13 protein-coding genes and 4 tRNA genes are annotated in these 18,707 nt (G+C 70.4%); 10 read left to right on the forward strand and 7 right to left on the reverse strand.

The features are described from left to right. Nucleotides 1-178: 178 nt before the first annotated feature. Both AB0912_RS00420 and AB0912_RS00425 read right to left on the reverse strand, forming a co-directional pair. On the reverse strand, nucleotides 179-2,410 hold the full coding sequence (locus AB0912_RS00420; protein WP_366695185.1) for a DEAD/DEAH box helicase: 2,232 nt from the start codon (nucleotides 2,408-2,410) through the stop codon (nucleotides 179-181). A gap of 242 nt (nucleotides 2,411-2,652) precedes the next feature. Continuing rightward, nucleotides 2,653-3,171, reverse strand: a complete 519-nt coding sequence (locus tag AB0912_RS00425) for a hypothetical protein (RefSeq protein ID WP_366695187.1) — start codon at nucleotides 3,169-3,171, stop codon at nucleotides 2,653-2,655. A 438-nt stretch (nucleotides 3,172-3,609) separates the two neighbouring features. On the opposite strand from AB0912_RS00425, the gene AB0912_RS00430 reads away from it, so the two are divergent. From AB0912_RS00430 to AB0912_RS00465, 8 genes are all read left to right on the forward strand, one after another. After that, complete coding sequence (locus tag AB0912_RS00430) at nucleotides 3,610-3,960, forward strand: metallopeptidase family protein (protein WP_366695189.1); 351 nt, start codon at nucleotides 3,610-3,612, stop codon at nucleotides 3,958-3,960. 167 nt (nucleotides 3,961-4,127) lie between these two features. After that, on the forward strand, nucleotides 4,128-5,708 hold the full coding sequence (locus AB0912_RS00435; RefSeq protein WP_366695191.1) for a metallophosphoesterase: 1,581 nt from the start codon (nucleotides 4,128-4,130) through the stop codon (nucleotides 5,706-5,708). An 80-nt stretch (nucleotides 5,709-5,788) separates the two neighbouring features. Then, nucleotides 5,789-5,861, forward strand: a tRNA-Glu gene (locus AB0912_RS00440). A gap of 50 nt (nucleotides 5,862-5,911) precedes the next feature. Continuing rightward, nucleotides 5,912-5,986: transfer RNA gene (locus tag AB0912_RS00445), tRNA-Asp, on the forward strand. A gap of 24 nt (nucleotides 5,987-6,010) precedes the next feature. After that, nucleotides 6,011-6,084: transfer RNA gene (locus AB0912_RS00450), tRNA-Phe, on the forward strand. Nucleotides 6,085-6,193: 109 nt separating this feature from the next. Next, entirely contained in the window at nucleotides 6,194-10,180 is a 3,987-nt protein-coding gene (hrpA, locus tag AB0912_RS00455; RefSeq protein ID WP_366695193.1) for an ATP-dependent RNA helicase HrpA, read from the forward strand. A 95-nt stretch (nucleotides 10,181-10,275) separates the two neighbouring features. Beyond that, nucleotides 10,276-10,350 (forward strand) — tRNA-Asp (locus AB0912_RS00460). Nucleotides 10,351-10,671: 321 nt separating this feature from the next. After that, a complete protein-coding gene (locus AB0912_RS00465; protein WP_366695195.1) occupies nucleotides 10,672-10,863 on the forward strand; it encodes a DUF6274 family protein in 192 nt (63 codons plus the stop codon). Nucleotides 10,864-11,331: 468 nt separating this feature from the next. Here the strand turns inward: AB0912_RS00465 and bldC are convergent, their stop codons facing one another. Next, complete coding sequence (gene bldC / locus AB0912_RS00470) at nucleotides 11,332-11,538, reverse strand: developmental transcriptional regulator BldC (protein ID WP_003949541.1); 207 nt, start codon at nucleotides 11,536-11,538, stop codon at nucleotides 11,332-11,334. Between the two features lie 624 nt (nucleotides 11,539-12,162). Further along, nucleotides 12,163-13,011, reverse strand: coding sequence for a hypothetical protein (locus AB0912_RS00475; RefSeq protein WP_366695197.1), 849 nt, complete (start codon nucleotides 13,009-13,011; stop codon nucleotides 12,163-12,165). 222 nt (nucleotides 13,012-13,233) lie between these two features. Here AB0912_RS00475 and AB0912_RS00480 point away from each other — a divergent pair, with 222 nt between their 5' ends. Both AB0912_RS00480 and AB0912_RS00485 read left to right on the forward strand, forming a co-directional pair. Further along, a complete protein-coding gene (locus AB0912_RS00480) occupies nucleotides 13,234-14,328 on the forward strand; it encodes a Glu/Leu/Phe/Val dehydrogenase dimerization domain-containing protein (RefSeq protein ID WP_366695199.1) in 1,095 nt (364 codons plus the stop codon). A gap of 325 nt (nucleotides 14,329-14,653) precedes the next feature. Beyond that, on the forward strand, nucleotides 14,654-14,908 hold the full coding sequence (locus AB0912_RS00485) for a DUF3073 domain-containing protein (protein ID WP_164369483.1): 255 nt from the start codon (nucleotides 14,654-14,656) through the stop codon (nucleotides 14,906-14,908). Nucleotides 14,909-15,107: 199 nt separating this feature from the next. Here AB0912_RS00485 and purM read toward each other — a convergent pair whose 3' ends face one another. From purM to AB0912_RS00500, 3 genes are all read right to left on the reverse strand, one after another. Beyond that, nucleotides 15,108-16,208 (reverse strand): phosphoribosylformylglycinamidine cyclo-ligase, encoded by a 1,101-nt coding sequence (purM, locus tag AB0912_RS00490; protein WP_366695201.1) that lies wholly within the window; start codon nucleotides 16,206-16,208, stop codon nucleotides 15,108-15,110. 43 nt (nucleotides 16,209-16,251) lie between these two features. After that, nucleotides 16,252-17,778, reverse strand: a complete 1,527-nt coding sequence (gene purF / locus AB0912_RS00495) for an amidophosphoribosyltransferase (protein WP_366695203.1) — start codon at nucleotides 17,776-17,778, stop codon at nucleotides 16,252-16,254. Between the two features lie 61 nt (nucleotides 17,779-17,839). Further along, complete coding sequence (locus AB0912_RS00500) at nucleotides 17,840-18,628, reverse strand: META domain-containing protein (RefSeq protein ID WP_366695205.1); 789 nt, start codon at nucleotides 18,626-18,628, stop codon at nucleotides 17,840-17,842. Nucleotides 18,629-18,707 lie beyond the last annotated feature (79 nt).

Consider the following 18,707-nt stretch of genomic DNA (forward strand, 5'->3'; position numbering starts at 1 on the left):
GATCACGCCGAGCGTCACGACGAGCGGGGCGTCACGACGAGCGGCCCGTACGCCGAAGGGCCCGTACGACCGGAGTCGTACGGGCCCTTCGTGTCATCGGCGTCGGTACCGGACTTGGGTACCGGCCGCCGGTGCCGGGCTTCCGTGCAGGACGTCAGCGCCGGCCTCCGGCGTCAGCTCAGCCGTTGCGCTTCCAGCGCGGCTTGTCGTCGCGGCGGAACGAACCCGTTCCGGTGCCGGTGCCGGTCGTGCGGTGGTCGTCACGGCGGCCGGTCGGACGGTCGTGGCCGGAGCGGAAGCCGCCGCCCGAGGGGCGGTCGCCCTGGCGGTCGCGGTTGAAGGGACGGTCGCTGCCCCGGTGGCCGCCACGCTCGTCACGGCGCTCGAAGGAACGGCCGCCACGGTCATCGCGGTTGAAGCCGCCACCACGGTTGTCGTCCCGGCGGAAGCCACCACGGTCGTTGTCACGGCGGAAGCCGCCACCCCGGTTGTCGTCACGGCGCTCGAAAGAACGGCCGCCACGGTCATCGCGGTTGAAGCCACCGCCACGGTTGTCGTCCCGGCGGTCGTTGTCACGGCGGAAGCCGCCACCCCGGTTGTCGTCACGACGCTCGAAGGAACGGCCGCCACGGTCGTCACGGTTAAAGCCACCGCCACGGTTGTCGTCGCGACGGAAGCCACCACGGTCGTTGTCGCGACGGAACCCGCCGCGGTCACCGCCACCACGGCTGTCGTCACGACGCTCGAAGGAACGGCCACCGCGGTCGTCGCGGTTGAAGCCGCCACCACGGTTGTCGTCCCGGCGGAAACCGCCACGGTCGTTGTCGCGGCGCTCGTAGTTGCCCCGCTCGTCACGGCGCTGCCGCGGCTCGTACGCGGGACGCTCGGCCGGAGCCTCGGCGGTCACGGACTCGGCGGCCGGGGCCTCGGCGACGACGGCCTGCTCGGCGGCCTCGGCGGCGGCGACGGCCACCTCCGGGTCCTCGCCGCGCTCGCGGGCGGCACGGGCGACCAGCCGGTCGGCCTCGCCGCGCAGCTCGGCGGCGCGGCGCTGCGCGCGCTCCAGCTCCTTGGTGAGCTGGGTGACCTCACGCTCGGCCTGCTGGGCGGCGTCGCCCGCGGACTGGGCCTGGACCTCGGTCATCGAGCGGGCGCCGGTGATCTCGGCGACCTCGGGCTCGAAGGCCGTACCGGAGTTGATGATGTGACGCGCGGCGTCGACGCCCGCGTCCTCCATCAGCCGGAAGATCTGCCGGCGCTGGTGCGGCAGCGACAGCGACACGACGGTGCCGGAGCGGCCGGCGCGGGCCGTACGGCCGGAGCGGTGCAGGTAGTCCTTGTGGTCGCCGGCCGGGTCCACGTTGAGGACCAGGTCGATGCCGTCGACGTGGATACCGCGGGCGGCGACGTCGGTCGCGACGAGCGCGTTGACGTAACCGTCCTTGAAGTCGGCGAGCGTCCGGGTGCGGGCGCCCTGCGTCATACCGCCGTGCAGCGCGTCGGCCTTCACACCGGCGTCGCGGAGCTGCTCCGCGATGCGGTCGGCGCCGAGCTGGGTGCGGACGAAGATGATCGTGCGGCCCTTGCGGGAGGCGATCGCGGCGGTGACCGGCGCCTTGTCCTTGGGCTTCACGATGAGGATGTGGTGCGACATCGTCGTGACGTTGCCCTGGGCGCTGTCGACCTCGTGCGTGACCGGGTTGGTCAGGTAGCGCTTGACCAGCGTGGAGATCTCGTTCTCCATCGTGGCGGAGAACAGCATGCGCTGGCCGCCGGCCGGGATCTGGTCGAGCAGCTCGGTGACCTCGGGCAGGAAGCCCAGGTCCGACATCTGGTCGGCCTCGTCGAGGACGGCGATCTGGGTGTTCTCCAGCGAGCAGGCGCCGCGGTTGATGATGTCGCGCAGCCGGCCCGGGGTGGCGACGAGGACGTCGACGCCGCGCTCCAGGGCGTAGATCTGGTTGCCCATCGACGTACCGCCGCAGACGACCTTCATCTTCAGGCCGAGGACGTCACCGTAGGGCTGCAGCGCGTCGGCGACCTGCATGGCCAGCTCACGGGTCGGCGTGAGGATGACGGCGCGCGGCTTCTTCTTCTCGGTGTGGCCGCCGGCGAGCTGCGCCAGGGTCGGCAGACCGAAGGAGAGGGTCTTGCCGGAGCCGGTGCGGCCACGGCCGAGGATGTCCTTGCCGGCCAGGGCGTCCGGGATGGTCGCGGCCTGGATCGGGAAGGGGGTGGTCACGCCGTTCTGCGCGAGCTTGCGGACGACACCCTCGGGCAGGCCGAGGGACTCGAAGGTGATCTCGGGGGCGGCGGACTCGGTGGTCTCGACGGCCTCGACGATCTCGGTCACGGTGTCGTTCTGGTCGTTCTCGGGCACGACGACGTGATCAGTACTGGAAACAGACATGCGAAATGCGAACCTTCCGGAGTTCTTCGGCACGCGCCCAAACTCCGTGAAGTCGCAATCGACCGCCTCTATGCGGTCCGGCCACGGCAAGGGAGAGTACGCGCCACGCGGCGCTCTCTTTGGCGGCGCCGGGCAAATGGGATCAAACGATCTACCACCATACGCACCCTCCACCCCTGAAGGCAAACTCGACCCCATACGCCCAGGTCAGCGCCCCTTCGACGGGGCAGGATCCACCCGGTCTAGACGGGTGCGCCGGCCTCGGGTGCCGGCTCCCGCTGCACGAGCTGCGTCGCCGGCTGCTCGTGCGCCGACGACGAGGGCTCGGCGGAGTCCGGATCGGACGGCGGGGGCGTCGGCTCGGACGGCGGTTCGGGCGTGGGTTCCGCCGTCGTCCGCGTGGGCGCCGGCTCACCCGGCTGCACGGGGTCCGCGGACGGGCCGCCGCCGCCCTTGTCCGTCGCCTTCGCGGAGGGCTTGCCGCCCTTCGACGCGGAGGCCGAGGGCGAGGCGTCGTCCGACTCCGACTCGCCCGGCTCCGGCGACTCCTTGCCGTCCTTGCCGCCCTTCCCGCCGTGCGACCCGATCGCGCCGCCGCCCATCGAGGTCCCGCCGTCCGGCGCCTCGCCGGCCCGCCGCCCCGCCGAGTGCGAGGGGCCCGGCCGGTCGTCCCCGTCGTTGCCCACGCTCATGCAGCCTGCGGCGGCTGCGACGGCCATGACCGTGGCGGCCAGACGGACGGGTACGTACAAGGCGCGCACGGGCGGCCACCTCCGTAGGGGGCGTCCCCCGCTCGGGCGAGCCGGGAGCGCGGGGAAGGAACGGGAGTTCCCCCTGCCCAACTCCCGCCGCCCGCAAGAGGACACGCGTCCCGGCACCCGACCGGGCCCGGCGACTGGCCCGGGAGGCGTTTTCCGCCGCTGACGGGGTGTCATACGGGGTCGGGGCGCGGTCCGCCCGACGGCCACCGCGAACCGGGGCGGGCCCAGTCCGACACACGCCGACACATCCCGACGCACGCCGACACATCCCGGCACACGCCGCACCCACCCCGCCCGGTCAAGCCCGGTGCGACTCCGACTCGACCCCGGTTCGACTCCGACTCGCCCCCGATTCGGCCCCGATTCGACCCCGGCTCGACCCCGATTCGACCCTCCGGACCCCAAGCCTTCGGCCGCCCCGTCCCCGACAATGGCCCTGTGCTGGAGATGACGCGCGAAACCTTCGAAGAGCTGGTGAGCCAGGCCCTCGACAAGATCCCGCCCGAGCTGACCCGGGTGATGGACAACGTCGCCGTGTTCGTGGAGGACGAGCCCCCCGCCGACGACCCCGAACTGCTCGGCCTCTACGAAGGAACCCCGCTCACCGACCGCGGCGAGTGGTACGCCGGGGTGCTCCCCGACCGCATCTCGATCTACATGGGCCCCACCCTGCGCATGTGCGAGACCCCGGACGAGGTGGTCCACGAGGTCGCGGTGACCGTCATCCACGAGATCGCCCACCACTTCGGCATCGACGACGAACGCCTGCACGAACTGGGCTGGGGCTGACCGGCCTGATCCGGCGGCCGAGCGCCCGGACACCCCATCCGGGTGCCCACCCCCGAGGACCGCCCGCCGATCCCCGGCCACCACCTCAGGAACAGGCACCCCCGGGAACGACCGGCCTCCGCACCGGCCCCCGCATATCCGCCCCCACCCTTGGGCATACGCGACCAATGGTCCGCGCCCCCTCCGCCGCAACCGCCCTCGCCCGCCGCACCGCCGACCGCGCCCGCCGGTCGCTGCGCACCCTGCGCCGCCGCCCCGCCCGCCGCGGGCGCGCCGTGCCCGAGCTGGCCGCGCGGCCGAACCCGTACGTCCGTGCCCTGGGGCTGCTCTGTGTGGTGCTGCTCGGCGGCTGGCTCGGGCTGCTGGTCGTGGGGAACGTGCGCGTGCCCGTCGGCCCCATGGACACCACCATGACCCTGCGCCCCTCCCTCACCGGCGGCACCAAGATCAACGTCTCGCCGCTCGGCGCGCTGGAACTGCGCAGCCACGAGGCCCCGCTGCGGCTGGACGTGGACGTGGACCAGCTCGACCCGGAACGCGCGCAGGCCCTCGTGGACCATCCGGAACGGCTCTCCGGCCTCCAGGACGAGGTCGCCCGGGACGTCGAGGCCGGCACGGTCGACCTGGCCGTCCGATCTTGCATAGCCGTGGTCGTCGGCGCCACCGCGCTCGGCCTGTGCGTCTACCGCCGCCCGCGCCGGGCCCTGGCCGCCGGCGGCCTCGCCCTCGCCCTGCTGGCCGCCTCCGGCGCCACCGCCTTCGCCACCTGGAACCCCAAGTCGGTGCTGGAGCCGAGGTACTCCGGCCTGCTGTCCTCCGCGCCCTCGCTGGTCGGCAACGCCCGCAACATCGTCAGCGAGTTCGACGTCTACCAGAAGGAGTTGGCGCGCCTGGTGACGAACGTGACGAAGCTCTACGACGTGACGTCCACCCTGCCCGCCTACGAGCCCGACCCGAGCACGATCCGGGTCCTGCACGTCTCCGACATCCACCTCAACCCGGCGAGCTGGAAGATCATCGCCTCGCTCGTGAAGCAGTACTCGATCAACGTGATCGTGGACTCCGGCGACACCATGGACCACGGGACGGCCGCCGAGAACGGCTTCCTGGACCCGATCCCCGACCTGGGCGCGCCGTACGTCTGGGTGCGCGGCAACCACGACTCGCGCCTGACCCAGCGCTACCTGGAACGCATGAAGAACGTGCACGTCCTGGACGACGGCCGGGCCGTCTCCGTCGCCGGGCTGCGCTTCGCGGGCATCGGCGACCCGCAGTTCACCCCGGACCGCGCGGTCGCCCCCGGCGGCGACGCGGCGGAGGACCTCGCGGGCGCCCGCCTCGCCTCGGCGCTGCGCGACCAGCGGGCCGCGGGCACCCCGGCGGACGTCGCGATCGTCCACGAACCCGCCGCCGCGCGCGGGACGGACGGCGAGGTGCCGCTCGTGCTCTCCGGCCATCTGCACCACGAGGAGATGGAGGTCATGAAGTACGGCACCCGGCTGCGCGTGGAGGGCTCGACCGGCGGCAGCGGACTGCGCGCGGTCGAGGGGAAGTACCCGGACCCGATCGAGGCCTCGGTCCTCTACTTCGACCGGGACACCCGGCACCTCCAGGCCTGGGACGAGATCAAGCTGGGCGGTCTCGGCCTCACGACCGCCGAGGTCAGCCGCCATCTGCCGAAGGAGAACCAACCCGGCGCGACCACCCCGCCGACCCCCTCCCCGAGCCCCACCGGGACGGCTCCGTAAACCGTTTTGGCGATACCTCCCGCCATCCCATATGCTTCTCACGTCCCCGACGCGCTGCGAAGCGCCCAGGCGGGCCGATAGCCCTCATCGTCTAGCGGCCTAGGACGCCGCCCTTTCAAGGCGGTAGCACGGGTTCGAATCCCGTTGGGGGCACGCAACACCGTGTGCGACACTTGGTTCGCCTGTTTCGCACACAACAGCTTGGTCCTGTGGAGCAGTTTGGAGTGCTCGCCACCCTGTCAAGGTGGAGGCCGCGGGTTCAAATCCCGTCAGGACCGCTGAGGTTTCCCCGGAAACCTCGTGGCTGGGTAGCTCAGTTGGTACGAGCGATCGCCTGAAAAGCGATAGGTCGCCGGTTCGACCCCGGCCCCAGCCACAGCAGAGGCCCCGATCCCCGGATCGGGGCCTTCTTCGTGCGCCGGGCGCGGCCGGCCCTGCAAAAGCGTTCGCCAGGAATTTCGCCGAGGTGAGATCCTGGACCGCGTATGTCTACGCACCCTGCCCCCGCCCTCGGCGATCTCGCCCCCCGTCTGGCCGAGCTGTCCCTGCGCGACGCGCACCGGCTCGGGCGCAGACTCGAAGGCGCGCGCAAGATCCGCAAGCCCGAGGCCCGCTCCGCCGTCTTCGCCGAGATCGAGGCGGAGATCGCCAAGGGCGAGACCCGGATGGCCGAGCGGCGCGCCCGCGTGCCCGCCATCACCTACCCCGAGCAGCTCCCGGTCAGCCAGAAGAAGGACGCGATCGCGGACGCCATCCGTGATCACCAGGTCGTGATCGTGGCCGGTGAGACCGGCTCCGGCAAGACCACCCAGATCCCGAAGATCTGCATGGAGCTGGGCCGGGGCGTGCGCGGCATGATCGGGCACACCCAGCCCCGCCGGATCGCCGCCCGGACCGTCGCCGAGCGGGTCGCCGACGAGCTGGACACCCCGCTCGGCGAGGCCGTCGGCTGGAAGGTCCGCTTCACCGACCAGGTCAACCCGGACGCCACATTCGTCAAGCTGATGACGGACGGCATCCTGCTCGCCGAGATCCAGACCGACCGCGAGCTGCGCGCCTACGACACGATCATCATCGACGAGGCGCACGAGCGGTCCCTCAACATCGACTTCCTGCTCGGCTACCTCGCCCAGCTCCTGCCCAAGCGCCCCGACCTCAAGGTCGTCATCACCTCCGCGACCATCGACCCCGAGCGCTTCTCCCGGCACTTCGGGGACGCCCCGATCGTCGAGGTGAGCGGCCGGACCTACCCCGTCGAAGTGCGCTACCGGCCGCTCCTCGAAGAGGACTCCGAGGACACCGACCGCGACCAGATCACCGCGATCTGCGACGCCGTCGAGGAACTCCAGGCCGAGGGCAAGGGCGACATCCTCGTCTTTCTCTCCGGCGAGCGCGAGATCCGCGACACGGCCGACGCGCTGGAGAAGAAGAACTACCGCTTCACCGAGGTGCTGCCGCTCTACGCCCGGCTCTCGCACGCCGAGCAGCACCGCGTCTTCCAGCCGCACACCGGCCGCAGGATCGTTCTGGCGACCAACGTCGCCGAGACCTCGCTCACCGTCCCGGGCATCAAGTACGTCATCGACCCGGGCACCGCGCGCATCTCCCGCTACAGCCACCGCACCAAGGTGCAGCGACTGCCCATCGAGCCGGTCTCGCAGGCCAGCGCCAACCAGCGCAAGGGCCGCTGCGGCCGTACGTCCGACGGCATCTGCATCCGGCTGTACTCCGAGGACGACTTCCTGTCCCGGCCGGAGTTCACCGACGCCGAGATCCTCCGCACGAACCTCGCCTCCGTCATCCTCCAGATGACCGCGGCCGGTCTCGGCGACATCGAGAAGTTCCCCTTCATCGACCCGCCGGACCACCGCAACATCCGCGACGGCGTGCAGCTCCTCCAGGAACTGAACGCGCTGGACCCGGCCGAGAAGGACGTCCGCAAGCGGCTCACGCCGACCGGCCGCAAGCTCGCCCAGTTGCCCGTCGACCCCCGGCTCGCCCGGATGGTCCTGGAGGCCGACAAGAACGGCTGCGCCCGCGAGGTCATGGTGATCGCCGCCGCGCTCTCCATCCAGGACCCGCGCGAGCGGCCCTCCGAGAAGCAGGCGCAGGCCGACCAGCAGCACGCCCGCTTCAAGGACGAGACCTCCGACTTCCTCGCCTTCCTCAACCTGTGGCGCTATCTGCGCGAGCAGCAGAAGGAGCGCGGCTCGTCCGCCTTCCGCCGGATGTGCAAGCAGGAGTACCTGAACTTCCTGCGCATCCGCGAATGGCAGGACATCTACAGCCAGCTCCGCACCGTCGCCAAGCAGATGGGCATCCACCTCAACGAGGAGGACGCCCCCGAACAGAGCGTCCACGTCTCGCTGCTCGCCGGACTGCTCTCGCACGTCGGCATGAAGGACGTGAAGGAGACCGGCGGCGAGAGCGGGCGCGGCTCGGGCAAGAACGAGTACCTGGGCGCGCGCAACGCCAAGTTCGCGATCTTCCCCGGCTCGGCGCTCTTCAAGAAGCCCCCGCGCTTCGTGATGTCCGCCGAGCTGGTCGAGACCTCCCGGCTGTGGGCGCGCGTCAACGCCCGTATCGAGCCCGAGTGGATCGAGCCGCTGGCCGGCCACCTCCTCAAGCGGACGTACAGCGAACCGCACTGGGAGAAGGACCAGGCCGCCGTGATGGCGTACGAGAAGGTCACGCTGTACGGCGTGCCGATCGTGGCGCAGCGGAAGGTGAACTACGGGCGGATCGACCCGGAGGTCAGCCGCGAGCTGTTCATCCGCCACGCGCTGGTCGAGGGCGACTGGCGCACCCACCACAAGTTCTTCGCCGACAACCGCAAGCTGCTCACCGAGGTCGAGGAGCTGGAGCACCGCGCCCGCCGCCGCGACATCCTGGTGGACGACGAGACGCTCTACGACTTCTACGACCAGCGGGTGCCCGAACACGTCGTGTCCGGGGCGCACTTCGACTCCTGGTGGAAGCACAAGCGAACCGTCGAAGGCAGAGAGCCCGAACTCCTCGACTTCGAGCGGTCGATGCTCATCAACGACCGCGCCGGACAGGTCACCAAGGACGACTATCCGGACTCCTGGCGGCAGGGGCCGCTGAAGTTCCGGGTGACCTACCAGTTCGAGCCGGGGGCTGACGCGGACGGCGTGACCGTCCACATCCCCCTCCAGGTCCTCAACCAGGTCACCGACGAGGGCTTCGACTGGCAGATCCCGGGCCTGCGCGAGGAGGTGGTCACGGAGCTGATCCGCTCCCTCCCGAAGCCGATCCGGCGCAACTACGTGCCCGCCCCGAACTTCGCGCGGAAGTTCCTGGAGCGCGCGGTACCGCTCCAGGAGCCGCTGACCCAGACCATGGCGCGCGAGCTGAAGCGGATGGTCGGAGTGCCGTTGACGGCGGACGACTTCGACTGGTCGCGGCTGCCCGACCATCTGCGGATCACCTTCCGGATCGTCGACGAACGGCGCCGCAAGCTCGCCGAGGACAAGGACCTGGAGGCCCTGAAGGTCCGGCTGCGGCCCAAGGCGCGCAAGGCCATCTCGCAGGCCGCCGCGGCGACCGCGGAGCGCTCGGGCGGCGAGTCCGTGGAGCGCTCGGGGCTGACGGACTGGACGATCGGCTCGCTCAGCCGCCTCTTCGAGACCCGCCGGGCCGGCCAGCCGGTGAAGGCCTACCCCGCGCTGGTGGACGACGGCCCGGCCGCCAACACCGTCTCGGTGCGCCTCTTCGACACGGAGGCCGAGCAGGCCGAGGCCATGTGGAAGGGCACCCGCCGGCTGATCCTGCGGAACATCCCGGTGAACCCGGGCAAGTTCGCCTCCGACAAGCTCACCAACGCCCAGAAGCTCGCCCTGTCCGCGAACCCGCACGGCTCGGTCCAGGCACTCTTCGACGACTGCGCCATGGCCGCCGCGGACAAGCTGATCGGCGACTTCGGCGGCCCGGCCTGGGACGAGGAGTCGTACCGGAAGCTGTACGACAAGGTGCGCGCCGAGATCGTCGACACCACCGTGCGCGCCGTCGGGCAGGTGGAGCAGGTGCTCGCCGCCTGGCAGGCCTGTGAGCGGCGCCTGAAGGGCGTCAGGAGCCCGACCCTGCTCGCCAACCTCACGGACGTCCGCACGCAGTTGGACGCCCTTGTGAAGCCCGGTTTCGTCACGGCGACCGGGCTGCGGCGGCTGCCCGACCTGATGCGCTACCTGGTGGCCGCCGACCGCCGGCTCCAGCAGATGCCGACCAACGTCCAGCGGGACACCACCCGCATGGAGAAGGTCCACGAGATGCAGGACGAGTACGCCTGGCTGCTGGAGCAGTTGCCGCAGGGCCGGCCGGTGCCCTCCTCGGTCCGGGACATCCGCTGGATGATCGAGGAGCTGCGGGTCAGCTACTTCGCCCACGCGCTCGGCACCGCGTACCCGGTCTCCGACAAGCGGATCGTGAAGGCGATCGACGCCGCGGCGCCGTGACGGAGCCTGTACGCGGGGTGAGTTCGACCGTGGGCCCACCCTCCTGTACAGTCTCTTTTCGCAGCACAGCGCACGAACAAGTGGCTGCGAAACCTGGTCCTGTGGAGCAGTTTGGAGTGCTCGCCACCCTGTCAAGGTGGAGGCCGCGGGTTCAAATCCCGTCAGGACCGCAGTAGAGAAGGCCCGGAGCTTCGGCTCCGGGCCTTCCGCGTTGCACCGCGCGGATCACCTCTCGCCGCACGCCTCTCACCGCGCGCCGCATCCCGTGTGCCGGACTCCGCCCGCCGGGCTCCGGGCTCCCGACTCCGCGCGCCAGTCTCCGGGCGCAGGGATCGCCGCCCCGCGCTTTGCTCCGGTCACCGCCCCGTGTGCGCCCGCCGGTGCCCCAACGGCCGCCCCCAGGACGCGCCCCCGCTCCTTGACGGCGTCACATTCCACCGGGTACTCCGGAAGTCAGGGCTCGCGCGCCCTGCCGGCCCCTGGAGGTGCGTATGGCGGTGTCCGCCCGGCACGAGACCCGTGCCCTGCTCCGAGCCCATCTGGCGGCTGCCTCCGGCTACCGCCATCTGACGCGGCACTGCCCGGTCTGTCATCGCCTCCTGCGGCTGGCCATGGAACCCGCTCCGGCCGGCGCGCGGGACCCCGAGAGCGCCCCGGAGGACGAAAGCCCCCCGGCCGGGTGACCAACGCCTCCGGCCAAGAGCGCGCGGCGGTGCGAGGCTTGACGGTGGAGCAGGCACGAGCGGCCCCAACTCCACTAGCGCAGAAGGCTCGTACGCGACAAGGACTCTGGCATGTGACGGGAGTCACCGCATAGGTTTTCAGAAGTGCGGAACTTACCCCCCTCCTACAACGAGTCAATTTAATATGTGCAATTGCACCTGTCGTCGAGGCTGTTCACAGCCGATCCGACACCCGCCCCCAGACTCCGACAAGGCCGCTCACCGGCCGGTCGCGGGGGCCCGCCGAGCGCACAAAAAAGATCGCGCTGGACCCGGCGGAGTCCAGCGCGATCTACGACGCACCCTGTTCAGATGGTGAAAAAGCCGGGGCGTGGGCCCTGTTGGGGCAGAACCCGCGTCGCTTGGAGCTGTGGTTCGGACGCTTCGGCGGATTGGGGGGTCCGGCGGGTTGTCCGGTTATGCGGTGGTTCAGGCCTCGCTGCGCTGCTGCGGGATGCCCGCGAGCAGTGCGCGGACCTCAGCCTCGCGGTAACGGCGGTGTCCGCCGAGCGTGCGGATGGACGTAAGCTTGCCGGCCTTCGCCCACCGCGTGACCGTCTTGGGGTCGACGCGGAACATCGTGGCGACCTCAGCCGGGGTCAGCAGCGGCTCGGCATCAGGGGTGCGAGCGGTCATGAGCGGCCTCCTCGGGAGAACCGAACCTTCTCGGTTCTTTCCTCTAAATTCTGCACCTTGACCCGCGTTGCCCGAAATGGCGGACGCGAGTCGAGTCGGTTATAGGACGAACGGCTTGTCCTCGGCACTACAACTACACCATCCGTCCAGCCGCGTCGGCCAAACCGATGGAATTGCCCTCCCAGGTGTTCATCAGCGACGGAAGCCGATGGACCATGCCATAGCGGACAGTCACGCCACTGTGACGATCAGTCACAGTGGCGTCAGGAGTCATCAGACCCCCCATAGCGTGCAATGCTGAGATTCCACCCATACGTGGGCGGACGGAGCCCTCCCCCGGACTCCTTGTCCTATTTTGGCACGAGGAGGGGCAAGCGATGCAAGAGCCAGGTAAGTGCCATCCATCACGCTTGGCACCCGTTGACGCATAAGCCCGTATCGGGACCTACGTCCTGGAGTGAGGGTTCTTCAGCGTGTGAGGACCATACGCGAGTTCGAGACCGTTCCTGTGAGAAGCAGATCACACCGGCCGACGGGCGCAGGAGTCCCTCCCGTCCCACCCGAATCCACCGGAACAGCCCTTTGGGATGAACGATCCCGAAGTATCCCGCTTGACCGGTTCGGTCAGTTCGCCGAGCGGCGGTCCCTGACCGTCCGCCAGCGCTCCACCAGCCGCCCGTACGCCTCGCCCGCCTTCGCCCCGTCCCCGGTGCGCAGCGCCTCGATGCCCTCGGCGACGTCCGCGGCCGAGTGGTCGTCCTCCAGATGCCCGGCCGGCAGCGCGTGCACCAGGCCGCCGTAGTCCAGCTCGACAAGGGACCGCGGATGGAACTCCTCCAGCCAGCGCCCCACGTCCACCAGGCCGTCGATCAGCGGCCCCTCGTCCAGGGCGTCCCGGAGCGTGCGCAGCGCCCGTGCCGTGCGCCGGCGGGCCTGCACCATCGGCGTCCGGTAGCGCAGCCGCGGCGCGGCGCCCCCCGGGCCCGCCCCCTTGTCGTACTCCCGCTCCTCCTCGGAGACGAGCACGAACCAGTTCAGCGGCACCTGCCAGGTCGAGGTGCGGATCCACGGGCGGGCGTCGGGGTTGCGGGCCAGCCAGCGCTCGTAGTCGAGGGCGGCCTGACGGCGCACCAGCGGCGGCAGCACCGCGTCGAGGACCGAAGCGGGCAGTTCCTCGCCGATCCCGTCCAGCGCCTGCCAGCCGCGCAGCCGGGTGCGCCAGGGGCAGACACAGGCCTCCCCGTCCACCTCGGCCACGAACGCGTCGGCGCTCTCGTGCACCGGCACGGGCACCGGCGGGGTGGGCAGCAAGTCGGCCAGCGAGCGGCGCAGTTCGTCCTGGTAGGAGGGGCGCTCGGTGCGCCGGGCGTAGCGCGCCCAGTGGCCGCGCTCCGGCTCCGGGAATGCGGCGAGCGGCTCGTACACACGCAGATACGACGCGTACGGCACGATCACCGCGGACACCTTGGGCACGCCTGCTCCCTCCCCCGACGACCACCGGGAAAACCAGCGAGAACCGCTCACGACCTGAAGAGAAATCTATGCAAATCGAACCATGGCCGTACCCCGTCGGTGGGTGATCCTGAACACTGCGCCGAAGGCGGGTCGGCGCAGGCCCTACTCTCATGCCCACGGAGCCCGCCATCCGCACGGGCCCCGCACCCAACCGCCGCTCATTACCTGGGAGTCACCACAGTGACCGACGTAACCGGCGCGCCTGCTGATGTACTGCACACCCTGTTCCACTCGGACCAGGGCGGTCATGAGCAAGTCGTGCTCTGCCAGGACCGCGCCAGCGGCCTGAAGGCCGTCATCGCCCTCCACTCCACCGCCCTGGGCCCGGCCCTCGGCGGCACGCGCTTCTACCCGTACGCGAACGAGGCCGAGGCCGTCGCCGACGCGCTCAACCTCGCCCGCGGGATGTCGTACAAGAACGCCCTGGCCGGTCTCGACCACGGCGGCGGCAAGGCCGTGATCATCGGGGACCCCGAGCAGATCAAGACCGAGGAGCTGCTCCTCGCCTACGGCCGGTTCGTCGCCTCGCTCGGCGGCCGGTACGTCACGGCCTGCGACGTCGGCACCTATGTGGCCGACATGGACGTCGTGGCGCGCGAGTGCCGCTGGACGACCGGGCGCTCCCCGGAGAACGGCGGCGCGGGCGACTCGTCGGTGCTCACCGCCTTCGGCGTGTTCCAGGGCATGCGCGCCTCCGCGCAGCACCTGTGGGGCGATCCGACCCTGCGCGGCCGCAAGGTCGGCGTCGCGGGCGTCGGCAAGGTGGGCCACCACCTGGTCGACCACCTGCGGGCGGACGGCGCCGAGGTCGTGATCACGGACGTGCGGGCCGAATCCGTACGGCGGATCCTGGACCAGCACCCGGCCGGCGTCACGGCCGTCGCCGACACCGCGACGCTGATCCGCACCGAGGGCCTGGACATCTACGCGCCGTGCGCGCTGGGCGGCGCGCTCGACGACGAGACCGTGCCGGCGCTGACCGCGCGGGTGGTGTGCGGGGCGGCCAACAACCAGCTCGCGCACCCGGGCGTGGAGAAGGATCTCGCCGACCGCGGCATCCTCTACGCCCCCGACTACGTGGTGAACGCGGGCGGTGTCATCCAGGTCGCCGACGAGCTGCGCGGCTTCGACTTCGACCGGTGCAAGGCCAAGGCGGCGAAGATCTTCGACACCACGCTGGCTATATTCGCACGTGCGAAGGAAGACGGTATTCCGCCGGCCGCCGCAGCCGACCGGATCGCCGAGCAGCGGATGGCGGAGGCACGCCCCCGCTGACCCCTTTCCGGGCCGGTTCCGGGGACCTTTCCGGAGCCATAAGTGCTTGTCAGGGACCCGCCGACGGCTGTCGGGGAGACAACTCTCACGTCTGTCGGCGGGTCGGGCGCCAAGAAGAGGTTAAAATCGCGGTTGACCAGCGAGGACGGGGCTCTTCGCCGGTTCGGGACAAGGGCGCGTGGTGCGGGCGACGTACCGTATGGGCGCGGGCTCAGGTACCGTGGAAGCCCTACGGACCGGTCTCTCCATGGAGAGTCCGTTCCAGATCATGAACGCGTGTCAAGACTCTGGGGCCGTCGAGCCCCGTATCCGAGGGGGTCGAGCCATGGGGCGCGGCCGGGCAAAGGCCAAGCAGACGAAGGTCGCCCGCCAGCTGAAGTACAGCAGCGGCGGGACTGACCTCTCGCGTCTGGCCAATGAGCTGGGCGCTTCGACTTCGAGCCAGCCGCCGAATGGCGAGCCGTTCGAGGACGACGACGAGGAAGACGACCCGTACGCGCAGTACGCGGATCTCTACAACGACGACGATGAGGACGACGACGACCAGTCCGGTCCTCAGTCGCAACGTCGCGGCGCTTGACGCACCAGCGTCCCTCGCAGTTTCCGCGATCTTCTCAGCGGGTCTCCTGAAGCGTTTTTCCGGTGGCTCCCGCCTGGCGGATTTCTCGTAGTGACTGCACTTCACCCGGTCCGGGGCCTCAGCGCCGGACCGGGTTTCGTGCTGCCCCGGGGCCTTTCACCGCCCCGGGGCACCGCGTCTGCTTCATCTGGCCTCGCGTCTACTTCGCGTAGTCGCCGATCAGCTCCGCGCCCGTCGCGTGGTCGCCGCGCTCGGTGATCTCACCGGCGATCCAGGCGTCCACCCCGCGGTCCGCGAGGGTGGCGAGGGCGACCTCGGCGGACTCCTCGGGGACGATCGCCATCATGCCGACGCCCATGTTCAGCGTCTTCTCCAGCTCCAGGCGCTCGACGTCACCCGTCCGGCCGACCAGGTCGAAGACCGGGGCCGGGGTCCAGGTCTCCCGGTCGACGACCGCGTGCAGGCCGTCCGGGATCACCCGGGCCAGGTTGGCCGCCAGGCCGCCGCCGGTGATGTGGCTGAACGCGTGCACCTCGGTGGTCCGGGTGAGCGCCAGACAGTCCAGCGAGTAGATCTTGGTGGGTTCCAGCAGCTCCTCGCCGAGCGTGCGGCCGAACTCCTCGATGTGCTGCTCCAGGCCGAGCTTCGCCCGGTCGAGCAGGACGTGCCGGACCAGCGAGTACCCGTTCGAGTGAAGACCGGAGGCCGCCATGGCGATCACCGCGTCACCCGTCCGGATGCGGTCCGGGCCGAGCAGCCGGTCGGCCTCGACCACGCCCGTACCGGCGCCGGCGACGTCGAAGTCGTCCGGGCCGAGCAGACCGGGGTGCTCGGCCGTCTCGCCGCCCACCAGGGCACAGCCCGCGAGGACACAGCCCTCGGCGATGCCCTTCACGATGGCCGCCACCCGTTCGGGGTGGACCTTGCCCACGCAGATGTAGTCGGTCATGAAGAGCGGCTCGGCACCGCACACGACGATGTCGTCCATGACCATGGCGACCAGGTCGTGGCCGATGGTGTCGTACACGCCGAGCCGGCGGGCCACGTCGACCTTGGTGCCCACGCCGTCGGTGGCCGAGGCGAGCAGCGGGCGCTCGAACCGCTTGAGGGCGGAGGCGTCGAAGAGGCCGGCGAATCCGCCGAGGCCGCCGAGGACCTCGGGGCGCCGCGTCTTCTTCACCCACTCCTTCATCAGCTCCACGGCGCGGTCGCCGGCCTCGATGTCGACGCCGGCGGCCGCGTAGGAGGCACCGGAGGCACTGCCCGTGGCCGGAGGTGACTGATCAGACACAGAAGACATCGCCTGGGATCTTTCGGGTTGGTGAAACGGGGCTCTGCGGCACTTACGGGCGACGGATGGCGTCAGCCGCGGCCGTGGCTGCGGGACCCGCGGCCAGCTCGGTCTCCAGGAGCTGCTTGCCGAGCAGCTCGGGGTCGGGCAGCTCCATCGGGTACTCGCCGTCGAAGCAGGCGCGGCACAGGTTCGGCTTGTCGATGGTCGTGGCCTCGATCATGCCGTCGATGGAGATGTACGACAGGGAGTCGGCGCCGAGCGAGGTGCCGATCTCCTCGATGGTCATGCCGTTGGCGATCAGCTCGGCGCGGGTCGCGAAGTCGATGCCGAAGAAGCAGGGCCACTTCACGGGCGGCGAGGAGATCCGGATGTGGACCTCGGCCGCGCCCGCCTCGCGGAGCATGCGGACCAGGGCGCGCTGGGTGTTGCCGCGCACGATCGAGTCGTCGACGACGACCAGACGCTTGCCCTTGATGACTTCCTTGAGGGGGTTGAGCTTGAGCCGGATGCCGAGCTGGCGGATGGTCTGCGAGGGCTGGATGAAGGTCCGGCCGACGTACGCGTTCTTGACCAGGCCGGCGCCGAACGGGATGCCGGATGCCTCCGCGTAACCGATCGCGGCGGGCGTGCCCGACTCCGGGGTCGCTATCACCAGGTCGGCCTCGACCGGCGCTTCCTTGGCGAGCTTGCGGCCCATCTCGACACGCGAGAGGTACACGTTCCGGCCGGCGATGTCCGTGTCCGGGCGGGCCAGGTACACGTACTCGAAGACACAGCCCTTGGGCTTCGCTTCCGCGAATCGGGAGCTGCGCAGGCCGTTCTCGTCGATGGCGACGAACTCGCCCGGCTCGATCTCGCGCACATAGCTGGCGCCGCAGATGTCCAGGGCGGCGGACTCGGAGGCCACCACCCAGCCGCGCTCCAGCCGGCCGAGGACCAGCGGGCGGATGCCCTGCGGGTCACGGGCGGCGTAGAGCGTGTGCTCGTTCATGAAGACGAGGCTGAAGGCGCCCTTGACCTGCGGGAGGACCTTCGCGGAGGCCTCCTCGACGGTCAGCGGCTTGCCGTCCTCGTCGACCTGGGCCGCGAGGAGCGCGGTGAGCAGGTCGGTGTCGTTGGTGGCCGCCACCCGGGTGGTGCGGCCCTCCTGCTTGGGCAGGTCGGCGACCATCTCGGCGAGCTGCGCCGTGTTGACCAGGTTGCCGTTGTGGCCGAGCGCGATGGAGCCGTGCGCGGTGGCACGGAACGTCGGCTGGGCGTTCTCCCACACGGAGGCGCCGGTGGTCGAGTAGCGGGCGTGACCGACCGCGATATGACCCTGGAGCGAACCGAGAGAGGTCTCGTCGAAGACCTGGGACACGAGGCCCATGTCCTTGAAGACGAGGATCTGGGAGCCGTTGCTGACCGCGATTCCCGCGGATTCCTGACCCCGATGCTGGAGGGCGTAGAGCCCGAAGTAAGTGAGCTTGGCGACCTCTTCGCCCGGAGCCCAGACACCGAAGACGCCGCAAGCGTCCTGGGGGCCTTTCTCACCGGGGAGCAGATCATGATTGAGTCGACCGTCACCACGTGGCACGGCACCGAGTGTAGGCGAGATCGACCACTGGTCCGAATTGGGGATACCGGACCCGAATGGATCACTGGGCGGCCACCGCGTGCACGGTTGTGCCGTTTCCGCTGGTCAGCGTGGCGCCACGGTGATCCACCGTGTACGAGACGCGCCCGTCGAATAGCTCCAGCAGGGTCTTCTCGGTCCTCATGAGTGAGCGGTCGCACATCATGCGGGTGGTCCGGGCCGGTCCGAGGGTGATATGTCCGTCGCGGACGGTGGCACGGGCGGAGACGTGGTTGCAGCCGAGACGGCCGCCGAGGGTGCCGTTCTCGCCGAGGACGAAGTACGCGTCCGTCCCCTTCGGGAGGGAATGGGCCGCGTTCTTGTCGCCGAGCGCGGTGACCGTCCACTTCGTGCCGCGCAGGGGCGCGTCCCGTTCCTTCGTGAGGCTGACCCGGTCGCCGCTGTCGGCGGTGAGGGTGAGCCGGTCGCCGCGGGTCTTCGCGGTGAACGTGTCCTGGGCGGTGATCGTGCGGCCGAGGTCCCGTTCGAAGCGGGCGGGGCCCTTCGCGCAGCCCATCTCGGTGGTCCGGAGCGTGCCGAAGGTGACCCGGTCGCCCTTGAAGGTGGCCTTCGAGCCGAAGCCGTTGCAGCCGAGGCTGCCGCTGACGCGGCCGTCCTCGCCGATCTTCAGATAGGCGCCGGGCGGTGCCTTCGCGGTCTCTCCGTCCACGGTGAGGCTGTCGACCGACCAGTGGACCCCGGTCACCGGCGGCCCCGCCGCGACGGAACCGCTCCCCGCCGTCTGGGCACCGCAGGCCACGGCGAGGGGAAGCAGGGTCAGGACACCGAGGGTCGTTCGCTGCTTGTCCATGGGGATGGGACGGGAGAGGTGGGGGTCGGGGTTCCCTTTTTTTGGGGCCGGGTACCCCGGGGGGGTCGGGGGCCCGGGG

Source organism: Streptomyces sp. NPDC007084, from assembly GCF_040703595.1.
In the GTDB taxonomy this organism is placed as follows: domain Bacteria; phylum Actinomycetota; class Actinomycetes; order Streptomycetales; family Streptomycetaceae; genus Streptomyces.